This window comes from Methanobrevibacter sp. (assembly GCF_051877095.1).
Classification (GTDB): domain Archaea; phylum Methanobacteriota; class Methanobacteria; order Methanobacteriales; family Methanobacteriaceae; genus Methanocatella.
Genome location: NZ_JBJEIO010000012.1, coordinates 61,474 through 85,736 on the forward strand (window position 1 = coordinate 61,474; position 24,263 = coordinate 85,736).

Genomic DNA, 24,263 nt, shown 5'->3' on the forward strand with positions numbered 1-24,263 from the left:
AAAAGCTGAAAATCGTAACAAATATGTTGGAATAATTGAAATTATCAACAAAAGAAAAAAGCAAATAGAAATTTAAATCCCAAAAATGAAAAATGAAAGAAAAGGAGTCTAAAAACTCAACAACTTATATACAAAATATAAACATATATTTACTCAATGAAATTAAATTAACATTAATAATTTAAGATAAAACACAAATAGCTATTTTAAAGATGCTAAAATAAAGAATAAAGTACGAAAAATCGTTAAATAAAAAAAATCAAATAAGGTTGAAACACCTTATTCAACAGTTACACATTTTGCTAAATTTTTAGGTTTATCAGGATCATGTCCTTTCTCAAGAGTAATGAAATATGCGATTAATTGAAGAGGAACCACATAAATCAAAGGTGCAATTAATTCATCTATCTCAGGATTAATTGTAATAACATCATCTGCTTGTTCCTTCAAAGCATCATCATCAGCTGAACCAATAGCAAGCACATTAGCTCCACGAGATTTAACCTCTTCTAAATTACTCATTGTTTTTCTGTAAGAATCACCTGGAGGAACAATAACCACAACTGGAATTCCTTCATCAATTAAAGCTAAAGGACCATGCTTAAGCTCACCTGCAGCATAACCTTCACCATGAATATAAGTAATCTCCTTAAGTTTTAAAGCACCCTCAAGAGCAGTAGGGTATGAAAAACCTCTTCCTAAATAAAAGAAATCACGAGCATAATTATATCTTTTTGAAATTCCTTTTATAAAGTCAATATTTTCAAGAGTTTCATCAATGAAATCTGGAACCTTATCAAGCTCATTAACTAACTCTTCATTTTTAGCAAGTAATGCTGAAAATAGATAAATTGCTGTAAGTTGAGCCAAATAAGTTTTTGTTGCTGCAACTCCAATTTCAGGACCTGCTTGAGTTTGAATCACATATTGAGCTCTTCTTGTAATTGATGAACCTACTACATTAACAATACCTAAAGTTTTTGATGTTTGATTTGCAATATCTAATGCTTTAAGAGAATCAGCAGTCTCACCAGATTGTGAAATAAATATAACTAAAGTTTTATCATTTAAAGTATTAGCTGAATATTTAAACTCTGAAGCTAGAATAACATCTGTTGGAATGCCTGCAAGGGATTCAATTAAATATTTTCCAGTCAATGATGCATGATAAGAAGTTCCACATGCAACAAAACAAATTCTTTGAATATTTCCCTCAATATCATCAATAATCTCTTGTATATGTTCTTTTTGAGTTAAAGTATTCTTAACAGCACTTGCTTGTTCATTAATCTCTTTAATCATGAAATGATCATAACCTTCTTTTTCAGCCATTTCAGGTGTCCAGTTAATTGATTCTATTTCTTTGTTGACTATATTATCAAATTCATCATGAACAACAACACCATTCTCATCAAGGATAACAATTTCTCCTTTTTCAGGATAAATAATATCACGAGCATATTTTAAAATAGCTGGAGAATCTGATGCAAGGTAATATCCATTTTCACCAATCCCAACAATTAATGGAGAATCTTTACGAGTTGCAACAATTTTATTTGGTTCTTTTGTTGATATTGCTGCAATTGAATAAGCTCCATGAATAACATCAATTGTTTCTCTAAGTGCATGCTCAAGGTCAAAACCTTCATTCATAAATTTTTCAATTAAATGAGGAATAACTTCAGTATCAGTATCAGATTTAAATACATGACCTTCTTTTATTAATTCTTCTTTAATTTCCAAATAATTTTCAATAATACCATTGTGGACAATAGCTAACTCTTTTCTTTCATCAACATGAGGATGTGAGTTTAATTTAGATGGATCACCATGTGTTGCCCATCTTACATGAGCAATACCTAACTTTCCAGGCATATTAGAGAGATTCAATTTATTCTCTACTTCTTCAATTTTACCTTTGTCTTTTTTAATGTGAATTCTATTTTCACTATAAGTAGCAAAACCAATTGAATCATACCCCCTATATTCCAATTTAGAAATACAATTAAAAAGAATTGGAGCTACATCCTCATCATTTTTTAATATACAACCAACAATTCCACACATCTAATCACCTTGATAATTATAAATGTCTTTATACATATCTACAACATCACCAATTATTAAAATAGCTGGAGTATTAATTTTTTTATCGGAAATATCTCCAAGAGTGCCAAATATTAAATTTTGATTAGGTAATGTTCCACTTTCAATAGCACAAACAGGAGTATCAGGTGAACGATATTTCATAATTTCAGCAGTATTCTCTTTGATATTTCCAATTCCCATTAAAATAATCAAAGTATCAGCAGTATAATCCCAATGAACTTGACTTTCAGGTTTTGTAGGATCTTCATGACCAGTTACAACAGTAACAGATGTTGCTACTCCCCTATGAGTTATTGGTAGTCCTAAAGAAGTTGGTGCTCCAATAGCTGAAGTTACACCTGGAATAACCTGAAATTTGATATCATGTTCCATCAAAGCCAATATTTCTTCTCCTCCACGACCAAAAACAAAAGGATCGCCTCCTTTTAATCTAACAACATTTTCATGAGTTTTGGCTTGTTTTATAATTAATTCGTTGATTTCATCTTGAGTTTTGTAATGCTCACCTGCTTTTTTACCTACATATATTCTCTCTGCAGTTTCAGGGACATGGACTAATATTTCATCATTAGCTAAATAATCATATAAAACAATATCTGCCTTATTTAAAGCTTTAACCGCTTTAAGAGTTATTAAATCAGCATCTCCAGGTCCTGCACCAATTAAATAAACTACCATTATATCACTTTATTAGAATCCTTTAAAGAAGTTTAAACCATCACCAGATCCAAATATACTTTCACAAGCCCTTTCTGGATGAGGCATCATAGCAACAACAAGACCAGATTCATCACATACACTTGTAATATTCTCCATAGATCCATTAGGATTTTTACCTTCAAATTGTAATACTATTTGATCTTGATCTTTTAACAATTCAATATCTTCTGTATAAAACCTTCCTTCTGCATGTGCAATTGGAAGATCAATAATTTGACCTTTTTTAAATGCTTTTGTAAATGGTGTTCTGTTAGTTGCAACTTTTAATTTAGACCATTCACAATTGAATTTAGGATTTTCGTTTGTAATGAAAATTCCAGGAATAAGACCAATTTCCCCTAAAATTTGAGCACCATTACAAATTCCAAGCACTGGTTTTTCTTCTTTTACTAATTCTTTAATTCCATCGATTACTGGTGTGATGGAAGCCATTGCACCAGCTCTTAAGAAATCTCCATAAGAAAATCCCCCAGGAATAACAATACCATCAAAGTCAGTTAGCTTTTCTTCACTCCACCAAACATACTCTGGTTCAAGGCCTGCAAGCTCGCAAGCTTTTGCAACATCTCTGTCACAATTAGTTCCTGGAAATCTAATTACTCCAATTTTCATCTTTTCACCTTATTTACCACAAGCCATATTTTGTGGAATAACATTAATCTTATAATCATGAATTACAGGGTTACAAAGTAATCTTTCACACATATCAGTTACATTTGCTCTGATTACTTCTCTATCTTCACCCTCCATTTGGAATTTAATGATTTCATCAGTTTTCACATTTTTAACTTCATAACCAAGTAAATCTAGAGATCTTTCAATTGTAGTAGCTTCTGGGTTTAACATACCACTTTTAAGTGAGATTTTAACTTCAATATCAAATAACATTTAAATCACCTTTTCATCTTCAGGCATGATTCTATTATAAACTTCTATATAAGCAGCCATAACTTCATCATCTTTTCCTTTTCTAAATAATTCTTTATCTAACATGTCTAATGTTTCGCTATCCCATAATCTGCATCCATCAGGAGATATTTCATCACCTAAAAGAATATTTCCATCTTTATCTTTACCGAATTCAACTTTATAATCAACTAAAATAATACCTGCATCAGCGAAGAATTTAGTTAAAATTTCATTGATTTTTAATGCTTTTTCAGTTAAAATATCAATTTCTTCTTGAGTAGCTATTCCTAATGCTTTGATAATTGAATCATTAAGCATAGGGTCATGATATTCATCATCTTTAAAATCCATTTGAACAATTGGTGGATTTAATTCAGTCCCATCTTCAATTGGATATTTACGTACTAAACTACCAGTTGCAATATTTCTAACAATAACTTCAATAGGAATCATTTCAAGTTTTTTTGCAATCATAACATTTGGTTGTGGAAGATCAATAAATTGAGTTGCAACACCATTCTCTTCTAATACTTTAAATATTTTAGAAGAGATTACTGCATTATAAGCTCCTTTATTATCCATTGTCTCTTTCCTTGCACCATCACCAGCAGTCATGTCATCTCTAAACTCGATGATTACTTTATCGTCATCATCTGTATTGAATACACTTTTTACTTTACCAGTATTAATTAACTCTTTTTTGTTCATGATATCAACAGAATAATTAAATTATTATAATATAGTTTTTAGTTTTAATATTATATAAAAATAGTTAAAAAAAATAAGAAAATAGTAGTATTATACTTTATTAATGTAATCCACATCATCTTCAGTAAGCCCAAATTTCATCCCATTTAAAAGACCATTTGGAAGCTTTGACAATATAGTTACAGGATAACTATCATTGGGCATTATAAACATCTGATGAGTGACATTTTGACGTGTTTTAACTACTATTTTATAGTTTCCATCAATTTTAGATAAATTTCCATCAATAAATACATCATTAAATGACTGATTGAGAAGATATGTTGGAAACTCCTCTTTGATATTAAAATACTCTAATAATTCAGCAAAAATCATTTACTTCATTCCATACTTGGTAGTTTATCTTGATCTGAATCATATGAAGAACCTATTAATTTACCAGTGTCAACATCATATTGACGGAAATTACCATCATCATAATTTACTTCACGGTAATAACCTTCACCAGCTTGTTTATTAAATTTTACGTCTTCACTAACAACAGAAGGACCAGATGAATCTGAATTAGCAGTTGTGCGTTGACTATCACTAGTTGCAGTTGTTGCATTTATTACATTTGTTGCATTTGAAACATTGTTTTCTACCGCAATAGGTTCATCTTGAGAGTTTTGCATAGATGTATATGCAATAGCACCAACAACAATTATCAATGCGATGATTACACCAATCAAGATTATAACATAGTTTTTCATAATTTTCACCTCAATAAAAATTCATTGAATATAATTAACATGAATCTATTAAAATATTTTTCCATTTTTAAGAGTGAATTAATTGGAATAGAAATTCAACCTAATTAATATTTTACAAATCAATCAAGATTTTAAAAAAAAGTATGAAAACTATTAGATTTATTAAATAATTTTAAACATTATAATTCATAAGGACCAAAATCTAAGGTTTCTGTAATGTGGTTATACCTATCTTCTTTTGGAGGTAATTGCATATAATCCCCATACAAACTTTTTAAAATATAATCATAATTAGCAGGTACATTAACTTCAATGTCTTCAAATTTAATCCGTTTTATAGATTCAAAATCACTTTTACGAAATATTTGAGGATATTCATTTGCATTAGCTGAAATATCAAAAACATACTCTGCATTAGGATTTTTATATTTCTTTAAAAAAGAAAGGCATTTTTTATTTATTGTTGATGGTTTAATTCTAAATAAATTTAAAATATGATAACCAACATGAGTTATTACTTTTGTAATAAACGGTAAATCATCTAATTTTATTTTAGACATAATTAATAATTTATTATATAAAAAAGATTTTTTAAGTTGGAAGCTTCTTTTTAATTTATTATCACTTAAATCATCCAAAACAAAAATATCTATATTAATTCCAATATTAAAATCAACCTGATTAACCCACTTTTCCTCAAACTTAGTATTATTAAGCATTAATTTAGAAAGTAAATGGAAATAATCTTTTTCAGTTTCAATAGATAATAATTTATATTTATCATTAGGTGAATTGAAAATTTTCTTGAATTTTTCAAAGTCATCTCTAAACATGATGACATCTAAATCATCATCCCAAGGAATAAAACCATTATGCCTAATAGCTCCTAAGAGAGACCCAGCATACATATAGTAAGTAAGATCATTCTCCTCGCAAATCTTAATGAAATCTTTTAAAATCATTAATTCTAAACTTTGTAAATGTTTTAAAATTTTATCATCATACTCATTATACTTCAAAATATCACATTCAATTCATCAATCTAAAAATTTCATAAAGTTTTCTTTATTTTCTAAAGTAGTTGTAGTTGGCCTTCCAAGATCATTACGAGCACCAATTGCAGATAAAACCTCAATAAAACATAATTTACCCATATTTTTTATTTTAATAAGTTCTTCATCCAAATCTTTCAAGTTATCAACAGACACTGCATAATCATAACCACAAGCTTTTGCAATAGCAATAAAATCCATATTTGATGCTACAGTAGGCATTCCACCAACAGTCTCATGAGCACCATTATTAATTAAAATATGAACTAAATTATCAGGATGAACATTCCCAATTACTGGCATGGACCCCATATGCATTAATAAAGCACCATCCCCATCAACACACCAAACTCGTTTTTCAGGTTTATTAATAGCAACACCTAAAGCAATAGAAGAAGAATGACCCATTGATCCAACAGTTAAAAAGTCATATTTATGAGATTGATTTTTAGATTCTCTTATTTCAAAAAGTTCACGACTAGCTTTACCAGTTGTTGAAATAATTGGATCTTCACCAGACACATTAACAATATGTTCAATTATTTCTTCACGGAAAATCTCATTATCATTTTCATAAACCACTTTTTCATCATATGTTAAAGCATTTTTACGAATAACAAATGCAACACTTTTACCTGCTTTAAGACTCTCATTAAATTTGACCATTACTTCATAAAGCTCGTCAATTGTAGTATCTTCACTAACTACAAAGTTTTCAATGTCCATTAAATCAAGTAATTCACAGGTTATTTTACCTTGATATATATGTTGAGGTTCATCATGAATTCCAGGTTGTCCTCGCCATCCAATAACAAAAATAGCTGGAATAGCATAAACTTGATCATTTAAAAGTGATGCAACAGGATTTATAATATTCCCTTCACCACTATTTTGCATATAAACAACAGGAATTTTACCAGTAGCTAAATGATAACCTGCAGCAAGAGCTGTAGAATTACCTTCATTTGCAGCTATTAAATGATGTTTTTCATCAATACCATAATTATTTATTAAATAATTACATAATGCTTTTAATTGTGAATCAGGAACCCCTGTATAAAATTCAGAATCTAAAACATGAACAAAATCTTCAACTTTCATTTTATTAATCCTATTTATTTAATTGAGGAGTAATTATCTTTTCAATTAGGAATTCTGCTGTTTTATCAATTTCATCGTATTTAACTTCTTTTGGTAAAGATTCTCCAAAAGCGTTTTCGACTTTTTTAACTAAATCATCAGTATAAATTAATGTTGCATCACGAATATCTTCTACACCATCTAAAGCTAATGATTCACGGTTTGCTTTATTCATTTCATCAAAAGTAAATACAGATTCATCAATCCAAGCAGAAATTTCACCATTTTTATAACCTATAATTACAGGATATCCTCCAATTTCTCCAAATACTCCTGGTGAGAATACTTTTTGATTATTACCTGTTCTTATTGCATCAATTATTGCAGAAATAATACGATAATTACTTGAAGCATTCATCATATTCCTTTTTTGGTCAACAGGCATACTAATAGAACATGCTTTATATATCTCATCATGAGGAATATCTTGTTCTTCACCTTTGTAGTATATTTTAAGAGGTAAATCGACACCTTCAGTTTGTCCTTCTTTACTGATACATACATCATGGAAATGTGCTGCTGCGAAATTAAAGTCAATATTCCAGAAATCATCAACTTTTAAAATATTTGCTACTGCAAATTTCATTCTAGGAATTAAATGATTTAAATTTCCACTTCCAAAATCAGGATATGCTTTTCCAGCACTTTTAAGCCATGGAATAACAGCATCAGAATAAGAAGTATTAATAACTACAGCATTAGTATCCGCATTTTCACATGCTTCCATTATATTCCTTGTAAATCTAATAGATAATGGAGTCCAAATACCATATGCCCTTACATTACTCCAAGAAATACTACCATATTTAAGACCAGGATATGCTCTACTGGAATTAACAATAAAATCAGGATTATATTTGTTTATTGCTTTTTCAATTGATTCAATGTCATTTAAGTCCACTCCTGCTTCAACTTTAATTTGAGATTTATTAGTTTCACGAATAAGACTAGCAACACGAACAATATTGACATCAGATTGCATTTTTTCTTGGTTTCTTCCTACAACAACTAATTTTATTGCAGGATCATTTTTACTTACTAAAAAGTCTAACAAATATGTTCCAACACTACCTAAACCAATAATCATTATAGTTATTTCATCATCATTTACATGTTTTTCTACAATTTTTAACCTTTCATCTAAATTTTTCATAATCATTTCCTCCAGTATTCCACTATAAATCGATAATCATCACGAGTATTACAATTAACCCAATGTTTCAATCCAATAAGCTCAATATCTTCTTTATTTTTAATCAAATCAAAATATTTCTGAATTATACCTAAATTAGTATCCTCTATACTATTATTATAAAAGTTATCATTAGCAATTTTAAGTAATTCCATATCTCTAAATTTCCAAGTTTGACCTGAATTAAAAATAGCTTTAAATGGTTCTTTTAAGTTTAACATTCCATGATCACTGTTAAATAAATATTTATACTCATCATTTTCATTTTGATATAAAACTACTGCTTTATTTGAATAAATTGGCTCTCTATTAAATGTTAAAACATTTTTATCAGATTCAATAATTTTTGTAAATGATTCATTATCAATATCTAAATCCCCCTCAACAAAAAGTATTTCATCAATTTCATCAAAATTATCTAAAGCTTCTTTAATTCCTAAATATAAACTGTAACCTGAACTCAAATCATCAAAATGGTCATTTTCAACAAGAATGATTTTTTCTTGTAGTTCCTGTGAAATTTGTTTATCAACATATTCCATTAAATTAGAATATTTATATCCTCCAACAATAATTATTTTATCATAAGACTCTAATTTTTTAAGCATTTGATAGATTAAAGTATCTTTAGGATTTTCATCATAATATAAACATTTTAAAATCTTTTTTTCATCAGCAATATCTTTATTAAATCTACTAGAAACTCCAGCAACTGTAATAATAGAAATTTTCAAATTTACTCACCTAATTTTTAGTGTAATTTTCAACACATTCATCTAATCCTTTATCTAAATCAATAATCGGTTTCCAATTAGTTCTAGTTCTAATTTTTTCTGTAGATAATAATCTTCTTTCAGGATCAGATTCACGATAACCTTCAAATTTAATAATTACCTCATCAATATCCATTTTTTGAGCAATTAATTTAGTTAAATCAATAATAGAAATCTCTTCATCTGTAGCGACATTGTAAATAGTACCATCAAGTGCAGAGTCTGTTTTTGCTAATTCAAGTACTGCACTACAACTATCATAATTGTTTAAGAAAGTTCTACAGTTCTTTTTAGAATTTTCCAGTAAAACAACTTCTCCTTTATTTTTAAAGCTGTCAATAATATATGGAATAATATGTTTTGGATATTTCTCATCTTTACTATAAACATTAGCAAAACGAATAGAACAACCTTTAATTTTTCCAGCATCAACTGCATCTTTCATGAAAAACTCAGTTAATAATTTACCAGTTGCATAACTAGTCCTTTGGCTGTGTTCTGCATTAGCCATAGTAATATAATCAGATTCTTTAACTCCGCCATCTTCATTCCAAGAATTCATTGAATAAATCTCTGATGTAGAACAATTAATATATTTTTCAGCACCTACACGAATAGCTTGTTCTAAAAATCGATTCATACTAACAACATTTGTTTCATAAGTCTCATAAACATTATAAAAATGCTCTGTGTGAACAACAGCTGCACAATTAATATAAATTACTTCATGAAAATCATCTTTTAAATCCATAACTATTGATTCAATTTTATCCATATCTTCAATACTATTTAAATCATATTCATAAAAATCAAAACGTTCATCTTCAATACAATCACTTACAGTATCAATTGAAGATGCATAAAAATTATCAAAACCAATGATTTTTACAGTATTTTCACTCTGATTTAATAACTGGCGGACTAATTCATTACCAGTCATTCCTGTAATACCACTAATAACATATAACACATCCATTTCTCTTCCTCCTTACTAAATCCCATTTTCTAATCTTTTTCTATAAAAATCATCAATACTTCCATCATATAAATCCATAGATTCATGTTTAGGGTAATTAACAGATTTTAATTCAACACTCATTAAATTTGTATCTAAAATTGCATATTGAGCATTAGGATTATGATTTCTAGGTTGACCAACAGACCCCGGATTAATAAATAACACTGATTTTTTATTTCTCATAGATGGATTTTCAAACTCATAAAACTTTTGAAAAACATGAGGATAATGAGAATGACCTGATAAAACAATATCATAATCAATATAATTTCCATTTAGATTATCTGGATAAATTGCCCTCCAATAATTATCATTTAGAGATCCATGAACTGCTAAAACTTGTTTTCCATCTAATTCAAAATCTATTCGACCACCTTGAATTAATTCATTATTTAAATAATCCTTAGATTCATCAGTTAAAATAGACTCAGTAAACTTTGCTGATTCAATACCTCTTGAACTTGAAAAATAATTAAAATCTTTTGTCAAAATAGCTTTTTCATGATTTCCCCAAATATTACAAATAATTTTTGAAGAGAATTTTTCACGAATGAACTCAACAACTTCATTAGATTGCATCCCATAGTCTATTAAATCACCTAAAAGGATTATTGAATCAATATCTTGATTAATTAAATCATTGAAAACTTCCTCTAAAGCAAATAAATTCCCATGAATATCTGATAAAATTGCATATTTTGACATTTAAACACCTATAACTCATCAATTAAGGTAATAATCTTTTTAATAGATAATAACTCTTCATCAATTTCATGTGCTCTATGATGTTTTAAAATACTTTTTGCAGCATTCTGCATTGCAGGGAAAGCTGCTCTTAATAACTGATTTGCATAAATTACAATATTAACTCCATGACTAATTAATTCTTCTTCAGTAATTGTATTATATGAAGATGGAACTACAACAAGCGGAGTTTTTTTATCTTCTTGTCTGAATTTATCGCAGAATTCTAAAATTTCATCAGGTTCTTTTTTTCTACTATGAATCATAATTCCATCTGCACCAGCATCACGGAATGCAAAAGCTCTTTTAAGTGCATCATCCATACCTTGTTCTAAGATAAGACTTTCAATCCTTGCAATAATCATGAAATCATCAGACAATTGTGCATTTTTACCTGCAGCTATTTTTTCACAGAAATGATCGATTTCATCCTGTGTTTGTTTTACTTCATTTCCAAATAATGAATTTTTCTTTAATCCAATTTTATCTTCAATAATAACTGCTGAAACGCCCATTCTTTCAAGAGACCTAACAGTATAAACAAAGTGTTCAGTTATTCCACCAGTATCTCCATCAAAAATGATTGGTTTTGTAGTAACTTCCATAATATCATTAATAGTTCTAAATCTTGAGGTCATATCCACTAATTCAATATCTGGTTTGCCCTTTTCAGTACTATCACATAAACTTGAAATCCACATTGCATCAAACTGATCAATGCATTCATCATCCGCAATAACAGTTTTTTCAGCTATTAATCCTGTTAAACCACTATGAACTTCAATTGTTTTAACAATTGGAACCATATTTAATAATTTTTTTAACCTTGCTCTTCTGAGTTCAGGCATAGCTAATTTTTCCCTCATTTGCCTGTCCACTTTTTGTATTTTCTCATTGAAAGTATATGGAACTTCAATTAATTCTCCACCATATTTATCAAGAACAGAAACAATATTTTTCCTTATTACTTTCATAGAATCTTCAGCCCAATTATTCCCATGAATAATATAATCAGGTTTGAGTTCACGAACAACATCATCATACATTATTTTATTTTGGACAATTACATCTTTAACATCAGGGATTTCTTTAACTAATTCCATACGTTCTTCAGTTGTTTTTAATGGGAATCTATTATATTTCACCATTTCAGAGTCACAAAGAACTCCAACAACAACATCACCATATTTTTTAGCCTCCTCAATTAAATTTAAATGTCCCTCATGAATAACATCAGTACAAAAACAAGTGTATACAATTGGATTATCAGATTTCATAAAATTACCTTAAATTTACTAAAATTGTGTTTAATATTATTATAATCTTTAAAAAAAGAAATATTTAAAAATTTCCAACACATAAATAAATTTAATAAAAATAATATTGGGAAAAAACTATGTTTAAATCAAAAAGATATGACGATGAAACATTAAAACACTTACAAAGAGTTCAGATGAAAATTTTAAAATATTTCATTGAAGTTTGTGACAAACATGATTTAACTTATTTCATTTATGGAGGTAGTTTACTTGGAACTATAAGACATCAAGAATTCATACCTTGGGATGATGATATTGATGTGATAATGTTTAGAGAAGACTTTGAAAAGTTAAATAAAATTTTAGAAAAAGAGATTGATGAGAAATATAAGTTTATTAATGTTTTAAACGAGAAAACTTATCATTATACTTGGGGCAGATTAATGTTAAAAAATACTGTCTTTAATGAATGGTGGGCAGATCAAGTTGATTACACTCAAAATATTTTTATTGATGTTTTTATCTTAGATAATATCCCAAACAACAAATTTAAAAGATTTACCCATAAATGGACTTGCTTTTTACTTAATCAATTAACAATGCATGCATTTCTTAAATATGACAATAACTCCAAAATAAAGAAGATAGTTGAACAGGCATTATATTATTTCTTAAAAATAATTCCAATTTCACCATATAACATTAAAAAGAAATGTGTAAAAACATACAGAAAGTATCAAAAGGACGATTGTGAACAAGTATGTGATTTTCCAGCAATATGTCAAATGCCCGTTTATGATAAAAAGGATTGGTTACCTCCAAAAAAAGCAAAATTTGGAGATATTAAAGTTAATGTCCCGAATAATTATGATAAAGTATTAACTAGAACCTATGGAAATTATATGCAATTACCTCCAGAAGAATCAAGATGGCGTCCAGCACCTGATTACATTGATTTTGGAAAATATTAAACATTTACTGATTACAATGAAAACTAAAAAAGAAAGAATATTTTATTACGACTTTTTAAGAGCATTCGCAATTATTGCAGTTATTATTTGTCATGTAGATGCTTTTTTCGGTCCATTAACTAATACAACACAAATTGTTGCTCAAATGACATTCCATGACATTGGAAGAATAGGTGTACCTATATTTTTCATGATAAGTGGGGCACTTATTTTAAATCGAGAATATCCTAGCTTGAAATTTTTCTTAAAAAAAAGATTCGTTCGTATTATTTATCCGTTTATTTTTTGGATTATACTTATTTTAGTTCCAATTGCATATACTGGAGGTAATCAAACTTATCTTTGGAATGTATTTACTGGAAATCCATCATTTACTTGGTATTTCTGGGTTTTAATTGGAATTTACTTATTTATGCCTATTCTTAATTCATTTGTAAAAGAATATGGTGATGAAGCACTAAAATACTTTTTAATTATTTGGTTTGCACTTATGGTATTGCAAACATTCCATATCGAGTTATGGGAGCATCTTAATTTAAGTTACTTTACAGGTTATGTTGGATATCCTATTTTAGGTTATTATTTAGCAAATAAAGAATTTAAAATAAGTGATAAAAAAGTTTGTATTTCTGGATTGATTATCCTTTTAATTTCACTAGCTTGCTTTGTGTATCTAAACTACATTGGAAGCTCAGCAATTGAATCTATTTACGAAAATGTACCAATGATATTCATGGCATCAGGTTTATTCTTGTTTATTCAATATGCAGATAAATTAAACAAATTTAAATCAATTAAAAATAATTTTATTGGAAAATCAATAGTATCATTAAGTGTGTGTAGTTATGGAATGTACTTTTCACATGTTATTGTGACTAAATTTTTATCTTATTACAATCCACACTCTCATTTAATGTTTCCAGTGATGTTTATTATTATTGTTTTCTTATCTTGGTTATTACCGTATATAGTAAGCAAAATCCCACATTTAAAAAGATTTAGTGGAGCATAATAGAAAATTTAATGTCTATGATTAAATTTTCTATAAATTTTTTTAATTTTTTTATTATTATATAATAATGAATAAACATTTGAAACAATAATAGCAAGTGTGAAATGTCTTTTTAATATTAAATTATTTAAAAAGTCTAGCTCTTTTTTTTGGAAATCCACTTGTTGGTCTAAAGAAATTTCAAAATCATAAATTTTTGAAATATTCTCTTTTTTATCTTTAATACTTAAATTTGAAAATATTAATAATAAACTTCCCATATTACTAAATAAAATTCTTTCTTTTGTGAAAGGAACATCTTTAAGTAAATCCATTACATTTTTGAAACCTTCAAAGAAATAATTGAATTTTTTCAAATTATGATCATGTATGACTGAATTTTGACTTTCAAGTACATTATAAATATATAATCTATCATTAGGAAGTAATGTTACTTTTTTTGAATTAATTAAAGCCTTAAAATAAAAATAAGTATCTTCAGCTAAAGTATCCTCTGGGAAATAGATATCATTGTTTACTATTAACTCTTTGTTAAAAATTTTACCCCACGGTGCAACATGATTATAACTAAGTCTAATAAAATTTATCTCATTTAATAATGGGTTAATATTAATTATATCAGATTTATCCTCACAATTATGGAGAATAGTTACTTTCATTTTTTCACCATCTAAATTCCAGAAATGAGCACACATTACAAAATCAGAATTTTCACTAGTTATTGTATCATACAGTTTTTCACATGCATTTGGTAAATATTCATCATCAGCATCTAAAAACATCAAATAAGGTGCTGTTGCATATTTAATTCCAGTAGATCTCGGTTTTCCAGGAAGTCCTGAATTTTCACTTAAAAACACACCAATAATATTATCATATTTATTAGCATATTCCCTGATAATTTCTTGAGATCCATCATTAGAATTATCATCAACTAAAATTAATTCAATATTCTCAAATCCAATAGTCTGATTAATAATTGAATTTATTGCTGATTCTAGAAATTCCTGAGCATTATAAACTGGTACAATCATACTAATTTTATAATCCATATCCACACCTCATATTTATTTAAACATAGCTTCTGCAAGTACAATATCAAAAGGGCGAGTTATTTTAAAATTATCTTGATTACCTTCAAATAATTTAACTTCCACATTCCTTAAGTGAAAAAGAACCATAGCTTCATCTAATTTAGCTATTTCCTCATCAGATAAATCTTCGTAAATTTCTAAAAATTTATCAATATTAAATGACTGTGGAGTTTGTGCATGACATAAATACTTTCTCAATGGAACATCAGTTAATTTTCCATCTTCTTTTGATTCAAATATAACATCAGTTGCAGGTATTACTGCACTAGCTGCACCTACTTCAATTGCATATTTAATACTGTCTTTAATTAACTTTTCAGACACAAATATCCTTGATGCATCATGAGTTACTAAAATTGAGTCATTTTCACAGTTTTGATTTTTCATATAATTAATAGAATTTAAAATAGTGTCATTTCGAGTCTCTCCACCTTCAATAACAACAATCCTATCACAATTAGGGAAATATTCATCCATTAAACTATTTGTTTTATCAACATGTTCTTTTGGAGAAGATACAATAATTTTATCTAAATCATTAACATTTAAAAATGTTTCAACAGAATGAACTAAAATTGGTTTATTATTAATATTAACAAACTGTTTAGGTTTTCCTTGATTTAATCTAGATCCTATACCACCAGCTAACAATGCTGCACATATCATCAAAACACCACACTACAATTTATCCCAAAACTTCTTAAAAGCATCCTTAGGATTAATTCTACCAATAATTACATCATATACAAAATCAACCGTTGCAGAGTCAATATTAAATTTTTTGCATAAATCTTTCATTATTACAATTGTATTTTTTCCTTCAAAAAGAATTCCAGATGCTTGCTCATCAATTATAATATTTTGACCATATAACACACCTAAAGTATGATTCCTACTTACAGTTAATGTTGAAGCAGTAATAATATCACCAAATCCACAATAATCATCAACAGTGTCTCGTAAACCACCAAATTTTTCTATTAACTCTTTTGTTTCATTATATGTTTTTGTAAATACAGAAAAACGTGCATTTTCATTTACTTTCATTCCTTGACAAATTCCTTGAGATATTGCAATTACATTTTTGATTACTCCACAATATTCCACACCAATAACATCATCAGTTGCAGAAACTTTGAATTTAGGAGTTTCAAGAGCTTTTTTAACTTTTTTAAGATATTGTTTATTACTACATGCAATTGATGCTGAAGAAAAAGTTCTCTCAACCATTTCAGCAGCAATATTTGGTCCAGACAATACACAAGCAGGTCTTCCAGTTTCTTCCATAATAATTTCACTCATTCTCTTTTGAGTTCCTTTTTCAAGACCTTTAGCTGTATTTACTAAAATACAATCCTCAGAGATAATATCTTTTAAATCAACAACAATTTCCCTTATGGTTGAAGAAGGCAATGTTAAAAAAATAATCTCTGCATCTTTTAAATCATGTAAATCATTAATAGCTATAATATTATCTTCTAAGCGAATATTTGGAAAATACTCCTTATTAAAATGAGTTTCATTTATATAATTTGATACTTCTTCCCGCCTTGCATATAATAAAACTTTTTGAGTATTTTCACAGATAGTTTGAGAAATTGCAGTTCCCATAGCTCCTGCACCAACAACACCAATATTCGAAAACATGAATAAATATCTTAATTTCTTAATATAAAAAATTAATACTTGCCAAAATTAAGAATATTTAGTTATAAATAGAAAATTCAATCCATAAATCTTAATATAATTACAAATTAGCAAATAATATAAACGAATTAAAACAAAATATATAACATTATAAATTAATGAAGGTAATATAAAATGTCAAAACCAGTTGTCGCAATAACAAGACCTAAAGATAGGGCAAAAAAGGCTTGTGATATTGTAGAAAAATTAGGTGGAGAAGCTATTTTAGCACCAACACTTGATTTAAAACCTGTAAATAGTAAATCTTTAAAAGATTTAGTAAAAAGAAAAAATGAACTTGATTGGATCATATTCACATCTCCTACAACCATTATTTCACTAAATAAATTTTATCCTGATTTTTTAAAAAGTTTAACATGCAAATTAGCAGTTATTGGAAATAAAACAGGTAAACTTGCTGAAGAAAATGGTTTAAAAGTTGATTTAATTCCAAAAGAATTTACTGCTGAAGGTTTAATTGAAGAGTTTAAAAAACGTGGAATTACAAATAAAACAATTGGAATTCCAAGAACTGCTTCTGCAAGACCAATTTTACCAGAAGAATTAGAAAAACTAGGAAATAAAGTCATTTTAGCTGAAGCATATAAATCATTATTCCCAATGGATAAAGTTGCAGTTAAAGAATTGATTTCTAAAATTGAAAAAAAAGAAATTGATGCTATTACATTTACAAGCCCATTAACTGTTGAAAATTTCTTTAAAATAGTTGAAGATAAAGAAAAAATAGCTAAATTATTATCTAATAATTTATTGACTGTTTGCATTGGCCCCATTACAGCAAAAGTTTTGGAAAAATATAATATTACCTACATTTACCCTGATACTTACACAATTCCCGATATGATGGAATTATTATTTAAAAAATGGAGAGAGTTAAATGGATGATAAAATAAGTATTATTTTACCAATTTTTAATGTTGGTGACCACTTAAGAGGTGGAATTGACTCACTTATTAATCAAACTATAGGAAATGAAAATTTAGAAATTATCATGGTTAATGACTGTTCAACTGATGGATCTGATAAAATTATAGATGAATATGCTGAAAAATATGATTGTTGTATTGCAATTCATCATGAAAAAAATAGTGGTGCAGCATATACACCACGTAATACTGGTATTGATGCTTGTACTGGAGATTATATAATGTTTTTAGATCCTGATGACAGATACACACCATCTGCATGTGAAAAATTATACTATGCAGCTAAACAAAACAATGCAGATGTTGCATTTGCTCGTTTTAGAAGAATATTTGAATATGGAAATAAAGTTCAAAAATCATTTTCACCTTATCTAGACAGTTTAGAAACAACATACCCTAATGAACATTTTGAAACCGCAAACTTCTTAGATATCCCTGATTTCATTTGGGATAATTTTGTTGAAAGATTCCTTTATGGTAAAACATTAGAAGTGACTTACCCAAGAGATACTCAAATTGACACAATAAACATTGATAATATCGAACAGGAACCTGACTTATTAAAAATGGCCCCTGCTGTCTGGAGTAAAATTTATAAACGAGAATTAATCATGGACAATAATTTAAGATTCAAACCATTTGTTTCAGGAGATGACATGGCATTTTCACTAGAAGCTCTATTAAAAGCAAAAGGAATCATATTTTTGAATAATTTCATGTGTTATGATTACTACATTAGAGATTTACCAGACGATAAATCAATTACTAATAATGTCAATTTTAGACTGCTAGATGAATTAATGGAATCATACATTTACTGTAGACAATGCACTGAAGAATTTTCAAAAGAAGTTCAAACTGTATCATTAAATCCACATTTACTCCACTGGACTAATTCATGGAAAAACTCTTCATTTACAAAAGAAGAAAATAAATTATTACTCAGTAAAGTAAATAAACTTAAAAGTATTCACAATACTGATTTTAAAACTAAACTATTACTAAGTTCAATTTCAAAAGCAATTGAATCTAAAATTCAAATTCAAAAGGAGTAAAATAATGCTAAATTATAAATATGTAATTGTAGGTGCTGGACTTTCAGGTTTGACAATTGCTGAGAGGATTGCAAATGAACTAGATGAAAAAGTATTAATCATTGAAAAACGTAACCACATTGGAGGTAATGTTTACGATTTCTATAAAGAAAACATCCTAATTCAAAAATACGGCCCTCACATTTATCATACTAGTGATGAAAAAGTTCACAAATACTTATCCAAATTTACAAAATGGACCAATTATGTACACAGAGTTTTAAGCTACGTTAATGATAAACTCGTCCCAATGCCAATCTGCATAGATACATTAAATAAGTTATATAATTTGGATTTAGACGAAAATTCAATGAAAGAATGGATTGATGAACACAAAGAAGATATTGACGAGATAAAGTCCTCTGAAGATGTTGTTCTGAAGAACGTTGGTCGTGATATCTACAATAAATTATTCAAGAACTATACTGAAAAACAGTGGGGAACATCAGCAGCTAATTTAAGCCCAACAGTAATTTCAAGAATTCCATTTAGATTTAATCATGATGATAGATACTTTAGCGATACTTATCAAGGAATGCCCGAAGAAGGATTTACTAAAATGTGTGAAAACATGGTAAAGTCCGATAACATTCACATTAAACTTAACTCAGACTATAAAGATTATATCGATGAAATTAATTACGAAAAATTAATCTACACAGGTCCAATTGATTACTTTTACGATTACAAATATGGAGAATTATTATACAGATGCTTAAACTTTGTATATGAAATTTTAGATGAAGATTCATATCAAGAAGTTGGTGTTGTTAATTATCCAAATCACCCATATTTTACAAGAATAACTGAATTTAAAAAATTAACTCAACAAAAAGTTGATGGAAAAACTGCTATTATGAAAGAATATCCTGGATTCAATGGTGAAAAATGTTATCCATACCCCACCCAAGAATATTTAGATAAATTCAAATTATATGAAGCAGAAATGGAAAAAGAAGAAAATGTAATCTTTGCAGGTAGACTTGCTAAATACAAATATTATAATATGGATTTAGTTGTTAAAGATGCATTAGAAATTTTTGAAAAAGAGATTAAATAGGTGTTAAATATGATTACTGTTTGGCCACAATATTTAAATAAAAATTTGACCCTTGGTGAAGGTCGGAAAATTAGTTTAAAAGATGCAGTGAAAGATCCAACCATAAACGACATAGAAAGAGCTCTAAAAAGATTAGGACTTAAATATGAACTTGAAAAAAATAAATCATTTCCTGGAAAATGGTATGAAAAATCTGGAAGAGCTCTCGTTGAATGGGATAAAACCAAATTAGAATTAATAAGAGAAATTAGTTTAAAAATTAAAGAAATGAGAAATTGATTACAATGCAAATACCTCAATTAATGCACGAGCAATACTGTCAAGCAAAAGAACTTATCGAAAATACCTCCGATATTAAAGTTTATTCACACATTGATTGTGATGGTATATGTTCCGGTGCAATCTTATCAACCATACTAGATAGACAAAATAAAGAACATGAAATCGAATTTGTAAATTTAGATGTCTTAGATGATATTGAACTTACACATGAACTTACAATCTTCTCTGATTTAGGGTCTGGGCAAAAAATAGATACAAAAGCCAAAAAAAATCAAAAAATACTCATATTAGATCACCATCCTCCATTAAGAGACTTAAATTACAAAAATGATAAGGAATATACTTATTTAGAAATTAACCCACACCACCATAGCATTGATGGATCATACTATGTTTGCGGTGGAGGATTATGCTATTTTCTTGCAAAAGAATTTGGATATAATGATTTGAGTTGGATTGGTGTTCTATCAGCAATTGGAGATATGCAAAACACAAAGACAGGTCATTTTGAAGGATTAAATGAAATTATTCAACAAGATGCAATTGACGGAGGATACCTTGAATTGGTGAAAAATGACATTAATATTTATGGGAGAAATACACGCCCACTATTTGTCGCTCTTTCTTATTTTAGTGATGTTAAACTTCCAATCACCAACAACACTAATGAAACCATGGCTATTCTAGAAGAGTTAGGTATTGATGAAAAGCATAATAGGAAAACTTTAAATGAATTAACAAATGAAGAGAAAGGTAAACTTTTCCAATATTTAATGTCAATGCTTACAAAAGCAGTTCCACCAAAATATATCCAATATTTGCCTCAGTTAATATTAGGTGATTCATATACTTTCTTAAAAGAGGAAGAGGATAGTATTTTAAGAGATGGATCTGAATTTTCAACAGCAATGAACGCATGTGGAAGAAATCATGAAGAAAAAATAGCTATGGAAGTTTTAAAAGGAGATAGGTTTGTTGCACTTGACGAACTTGAAGCAGTAAGTAAAATTCATAGAACTAATCTTGCCAAAGGAATCAGTAGTGTTGCAGAAAGTGATGAAACAAACATCATCGAACTTGAAAATTTACAGTACTTTGATGGAACAGGGATTGCTCCTGAAATTGTTGGAACAATTACTGGAATGATTTTAGGATACTGTAATTGGAAAAAACCAATTATAGGATTTACACAAACAGAAAGTGACGGTCTTAAAGTATCACTTAGATGTTCTAGATTACTTTCCTATGATGGAATTCACTTTGGAAATATTATCCGTGAAGTCGCAGGTACAGTTGGAGGAACTGGTGGAGGTCATTCAATGGCTTGTGGAGCATATATTCCAATTGATAAAAAAGAAAAATTTTTAGAAGAATTCAATCATAAATTAGATGGAAAATTAACAAAATAAACTAAGAAAAAATTAAATATAATACATTTATTAATAATCACTGAAAACAATATCCAATGAATCAAAAAAAGTATACTACTAAAATGTTTTTGATTCAATAAATCCAATTATCACCTCACTTAATTAATAATAAACAAATTTTTAAAATTCCTCAAAATAATTAAAGAAAAGATAATATAAATAATATAAAATTAAATATATAAATTAATCAATTTTAATTGAGGAGTGAAGTATGATGAAAGCATTTAAAAAAAGAGGTGCATTAACTCATTTTCAGATTTTAAGTGAAATCTCAAAACAAGACCCTCACCTCAAACAAAAAGATTTAGCTAATACATTAGGAATCACAATTCAAGCAGTTTCCGAGAATATTAAAACATTAATAGAAGAAGAATATATTACTTCTAAAGATGGTAGATCTCCTTACAAAATAACTCAAAAAGGTATTGAAAGAGTTAAAAAGGATGCAATTAGTCTTAGAAAATATTCTGACTCAGTTTTAGAAACTATGAATCATTTTAAAACTATTTGGCCAGCTATTGCAAAAGAAGATCTTAAAAAAGATGATATGGTGGGTCTTTTTATGGAAAATGGCATATTATATGCTCATAAAAAAGAAGAAAATGCAACAGGAATTGTCATAAATGATACTGAAAAAGGAATGGATGTATCATTATCAAACCTTACAGGAATTATCGATGTAAGTATTGGTGATGTAACAATCATTAATGTTCCAACCATAAATGATGGAGGATCTAATGCTTCTAACTTAGAGTTAATTAAAAGAGTTTATGAAAATGGAACAAATAGTGGTAAATCAATCGATAAAGTTGCATGTTCAGGTACTGTTGCACGTGCAATTATTAATAAACTAAATTTACCACTTGATATAGAATATGCTGCACCTTATGCTACAGCAAATGCTGCACGTAAAGGATTAAATGTCCTTGCCATTTGTGTCGGTGACATGAGCAAAGCATTTACCCGTGAACTTGAATCTGAAAAAATAAAATATAATATTATTGATGGTAAAAAGTAACTAATCTTCCCTTATCATCTTCAATAAACCCGCAGCCAATAGCTGTGCGTTTATTTTTTTATTTGTATTATCTTTTATTGAATCAATATAGTAATCATCCACTTGTCCACGTTCAATAATATTTATAACTTTATTTAAAATTAGTTTATTTTTGATATTTTCAACATCTTTATATGATGGAATTTTCTTTTCTGTGATTTTAGTATTATTTGCCTTTTTAATAGCTGTAAATCTTCTAGTTTCATCTCTACATACTAAAGTAAAAGCATAACCAAGCTTACCTGCTCTTGCAGTCCTTCCAATTCTATGAATATAATTTTCAGGATTCTGTGGAACATCATAGTTTATTATAACATCTAAATTGTCAACATCCAATCCTCGTGCTGCTACATCAGTTGCAACTAAAATATTAATATTACCATTTCTAAACTTGTTCATTACTTTATCTCTCATTTTCTGAGTCATATCCCCATGAAGACTATCAACAGAATATCCTCTTTTTATTAAGTGCTTTGCAACATAATCAACACTTTTTTTAGTATTACAGAATATCAATGCAAGTTCAACATCATATACATCAATTAACCTTGTCATGTCATCAAATTTATATTTTGCATTGCATTTAAAAGAATATTGAGTTATTTTAGGAGTATTTTTCTTATTTGCTTTAACTTTGATAAATTTGGGATCATTTTGATATTTTTTAGCTATTTTTTTTATTTCATTAGGTATTGTAGCTGAAAATAACAATGTTTGTCTGTTTTTAGGAGTGTTTTTTAAGATAAATTCCATATCATCTATAAAACCCATGTTCAACATTTCATCAGCTTCATCTAAAACAACACTCTCAATACCATTTAAATCAAGATTACCTCTCTTAATATGGTCAATTACACGACCAGGAGTTCCAACGACAATATGAACCCCTTTTTTCAATACTCTTGATTGTTTTCCAATTGGTTGACCACCATAAACAGATAAGATTTTAAGTTTCTTAAAATTAGATGCAACTTTTGAAATCTCATTTGCCACTTGCATACATAATTCTCTTGTTGGACATAAAACAATAGCTTGAGGGGACTTATCTTCAATAAAAATCTTTTCAATGATTGGTATTGCAAATGCAACTGTTTTACCAGACCCTGTTTGAGCTTGACCTATTACATCACAGCCTTTTAATGTTACAGGAATAGATTTTTCTTGAATGGGTGTTGGTTTAGCAAATCCCATTTCATTCATTGATTTTTTAATTTTATCAGAAATATTTAATTCATTAAAATTCATTACATTAAT

Annotated in this window: 26 protein-coding genes; 8 read left to right on the forward strand and 18 right to left on the reverse strand. The window is 28.1% G+C overall.

The features are described 5' to 3' along the window. Positions 1-279 precede the first annotated feature (279 nt). The 14 genes from glmS to aepX all read right to left on the reverse strand — a co-directional run bounded on the left by glmS (position 280) and on the right by aepX (position 12,394). The gene (gene glmS, locus ACI389_RS07285; protein WP_439780873.1) at positions 280-2,067 is read right to left on the reverse strand and encodes a glutamine--fructose-6-phosphate transaminase (isomerizing); all 1,788 of its coding nucleotides are present in this window, start codon (positions 2,065-2,067) and stop codon (positions 280-282) included. Then, positions 2,068-2,787, reverse strand: coding sequence for a uroporphyrinogen-III C-methyltransferase (gene cobA / locus ACI389_RS07290; RefSeq protein ID WP_439780874.1), 720 nt, complete (start codon positions 2,785-2,787; stop codon positions 2,068-2,070). Between the two features lie 12 nt (positions 2,788-2,799). Beyond that, entirely contained in the window at positions 2,800-3,441 is a 642-nt protein-coding gene (purQ, locus tag ACI389_RS07295) for a phosphoribosylformylglycinamidine synthase subunit PurQ (protein ID WP_439780875.1), read from the reverse strand. Between the two features lie 9 nt (positions 3,442-3,450). Further along, positions 3,451-3,717 (reverse strand): phosphoribosylformylglycinamidine synthase subunit PurS, encoded by a 267-nt coding sequence (gene purS, locus ACI389_RS07300; RefSeq protein WP_432644752.1) that lies wholly within the window; start codon positions 3,715-3,717, stop codon positions 3,451-3,453. After that, the gene (gene purC / locus ACI389_RS07305) at positions 3,718-4,446 is read right to left on the reverse strand and encodes a phosphoribosylaminoimidazolesuccinocarboxamide synthase (protein WP_439780876.1); all 729 of its coding nucleotides are present in this window, start codon (positions 4,444-4,446) and stop codon (positions 3,718-3,720) included. 90 nt (positions 4,447-4,536) lie between these two features. Continuing rightward, on the reverse strand, positions 4,537-4,821 hold the full coding sequence (locus tag ACI389_RS07310) for a hypothetical protein (RefSeq protein WP_295029389.1): 285 nt from the start codon (positions 4,819-4,821) through the stop codon (positions 4,537-4,539). Between the two features lie 5 nt (positions 4,822-4,826). Next, positions 4,827-5,198 carry a flagellar protein, FliL gene (locus ACI389_RS07315; RefSeq protein ID WP_439780877.1) on the reverse strand — a complete coding sequence of 124 codons (372 nt, stop codon included), beginning with the start codon at positions 5,196-5,198 and terminating at the stop codon, positions 4,827-4,829. 179 nt (positions 5,199-5,377) lie between these two features. Further along, positions 5,378-6,217, reverse strand: a complete 840-nt coding sequence (locus tag ACI389_RS07320; protein WP_439780878.1) for a LicD family protein — start codon at positions 6,215-6,217, stop codon at positions 5,378-5,380. Between the two features lie 18 nt (positions 6,218-6,235). Beyond that, positions 6,236-7,351, reverse strand: a complete 1,116-nt coding sequence (gene aepY, locus ACI389_RS07325; RefSeq protein ID WP_439780879.1) for a phosphonopyruvate decarboxylase — start codon at positions 7,349-7,351, stop codon at positions 6,236-6,238. Positions 7,352-7,361: 10 nt separating this feature from the next. Next, on the reverse strand, positions 7,362-8,543 hold the full coding sequence (locus ACI389_RS07330; RefSeq protein WP_439780880.1) for a saccharopine dehydrogenase NADP-binding domain-containing protein: 1,182 nt from the start codon (positions 8,541-8,543) through the stop codon (positions 7,362-7,364). A 2-nt stretch (positions 8,544-8,545) separates the two neighbouring features. Continuing rightward, complete coding sequence (locus ACI389_RS07335; RefSeq protein WP_439780881.1) at positions 8,546-9,316, reverse strand: DUF6564 domain-containing protein; 771 nt, start codon at positions 9,314-9,316, stop codon at positions 8,546-8,548. A 10-nt stretch (positions 9,317-9,326) separates the two neighbouring features. Beyond that, the gene (locus ACI389_RS07340) at positions 9,327-10,331 is read right to left on the reverse strand and encodes an NAD-dependent epimerase/dehydratase family protein (RefSeq protein ID WP_439780882.1); all 1,005 of its coding nucleotides are present in this window, start codon (positions 10,329-10,331) and stop codon (positions 9,327-9,329) included. 15 nt (positions 10,332-10,346) lie between these two features. Continuing rightward, a complete protein-coding gene (locus ACI389_RS07345) occupies positions 10,347-11,078 on the reverse strand; it encodes a metallophosphoesterase family protein (RefSeq protein ID WP_439780883.1) in 732 nt (243 codons plus the stop codon). 8 nt (positions 11,079-11,086) lie between these two features. Further along, positions 11,087-12,394, reverse strand: coding sequence for a phosphoenolpyruvate mutase (aepX, locus tag ACI389_RS07350; protein ID WP_439780884.1), 1,308 nt, complete (start codon positions 12,392-12,394; stop codon positions 11,087-11,089). A gap of 119 nt (positions 12,395-12,513) precedes the next feature. On the opposite strand from aepX, the gene ACI389_RS07355 reads away from it, so the two are divergent. Together ACI389_RS07355 and ACI389_RS07360 are read left to right on the forward strand one after the other, a co-directional pair. Continuing rightward, the gene (locus ACI389_RS07355) at positions 12,514-13,347 is read left to right on the forward strand and encodes a LicD family protein (protein ID WP_439780885.1); all 834 of its coding nucleotides are present in this window, start codon (positions 12,514-12,516) and stop codon (positions 13,345-13,347) included. Positions 13,348-13,363: 16 nt separating this feature from the next. Continuing rightward, positions 13,364-14,359, forward strand: coding sequence for an acyltransferase (locus tag ACI389_RS07360; RefSeq protein WP_439780886.1), 996 nt, complete (start codon positions 13,364-13,366; stop codon positions 14,357-14,359). A gap of 8 nt (positions 14,360-14,367) precedes the next feature. Here ACI389_RS07360 and ACI389_RS07365 read toward each other — a convergent pair whose 3' ends face one another. Genes ACI389_RS07365 through ACI389_RS07375 form a run of 3 tightly spaced genes read right to left on the reverse strand, consistent with a single transcriptional unit; the run spans position 14,368 to position 17,100 of the window. Further along, complete coding sequence (locus ACI389_RS07365; RefSeq protein ID WP_439780887.1) at positions 14,368-15,411, reverse strand: glycosyltransferase family 2 protein; 1,044 nt, start codon at positions 15,409-15,411, stop codon at positions 14,368-14,370. Positions 15,412-15,426: 15 nt separating this feature from the next. Continuing rightward, a complete protein-coding gene (locus tag ACI389_RS07370; protein ID WP_439780888.1) occupies positions 15,427-16,119 on the reverse strand; it encodes an IspD/TarI family cytidylyltransferase in 693 nt (230 codons plus the stop codon). A gap of 12 nt (positions 16,120-16,131) precedes the next feature. Beyond that, positions 16,132-17,100 (reverse strand): NAD(P)H-dependent glycerol-3-phosphate dehydrogenase, encoded by a 969-nt coding sequence (locus ACI389_RS07375; protein ID WP_439780889.1) that lies wholly within the window; start codon positions 17,098-17,100, stop codon positions 16,132-16,134. A 174-nt stretch (positions 17,101-17,274) separates the two neighbouring features. Here ACI389_RS07375 and ACI389_RS07380 point away from each other — a divergent pair, with 174 nt between their 5' ends. The 6 genes from ACI389_RS07380 (at position 17,275) to ACI389_RS07405 (ending at position 22,970) form a co-directional block, all read left to right on the forward strand. After that, complete coding sequence (locus tag ACI389_RS07380; protein ID WP_439780890.1) at positions 17,275-18,045, forward strand: uroporphyrinogen-III synthase; 771 nt, start codon at positions 17,275-17,277, stop codon at positions 18,043-18,045. Continuing rightward, positions 18,038-19,141, forward strand: a complete 1,104-nt coding sequence (locus ACI389_RS07385; protein ID WP_439780891.1) for a glycosyltransferase — start codon at positions 18,038-18,040, stop codon at positions 19,139-19,141. Before ACI389_RS07380 ends, ACI389_RS07385 begins: the two co-directional genes overlap by 8 nt. A 4-nt stretch (positions 19,142-19,145) precedes the next feature. Continuing rightward, a complete protein-coding gene (gene glf / locus ACI389_RS07390; protein ID WP_439780892.1) occupies positions 19,146-20,240 on the forward strand; it encodes a UDP-galactopyranose mutase in 1,095 nt (364 codons plus the stop codon). Positions 20,241-20,249: 9 nt separating this feature from the next. After that, entirely contained in the window at positions 20,250-20,519 is a 270-nt protein-coding gene (locus tag ACI389_RS07395) for a signal recognition particle subunit SRP19/SEC65 family protein (protein WP_439780893.1), read from the forward strand. Between the two features lie 5 nt (positions 20,520-20,524). Beyond that, complete coding sequence (gene recJ / locus ACI389_RS07400) at positions 20,525-21,931, forward strand: single-stranded-DNA-specific exonuclease RecJ (RefSeq protein ID WP_439780894.1); 1,407 nt, start codon at positions 20,525-20,527, stop codon at positions 21,929-21,931. 235 nt (positions 21,932-22,166) lie between these two features. After that, positions 22,167-22,970 carry a DUF7839 domain-containing protein gene (locus tag ACI389_RS07405; RefSeq protein ID WP_439780922.1) on the forward strand — a complete coding sequence of 268 codons (804 nt, stop codon included), beginning with the start codon at positions 22,167-22,169 and terminating at the stop codon, positions 22,968-22,970. Here the strand turns inward: ACI389_RS07405 and ACI389_RS07410 are convergent, their stop codons facing one another. After that, the gene (locus ACI389_RS07410; protein ID WP_439780895.1) at positions 22,971-24,254 is read right to left on the reverse strand and encodes a DEAD/DEAH box helicase; all 1,284 of its coding nucleotides are present in this window, start codon (positions 24,252-24,254) and stop codon (positions 22,971-22,973) included. Between the last annotated feature and the right edge of the window lie 9 nt (positions 24,255-24,263).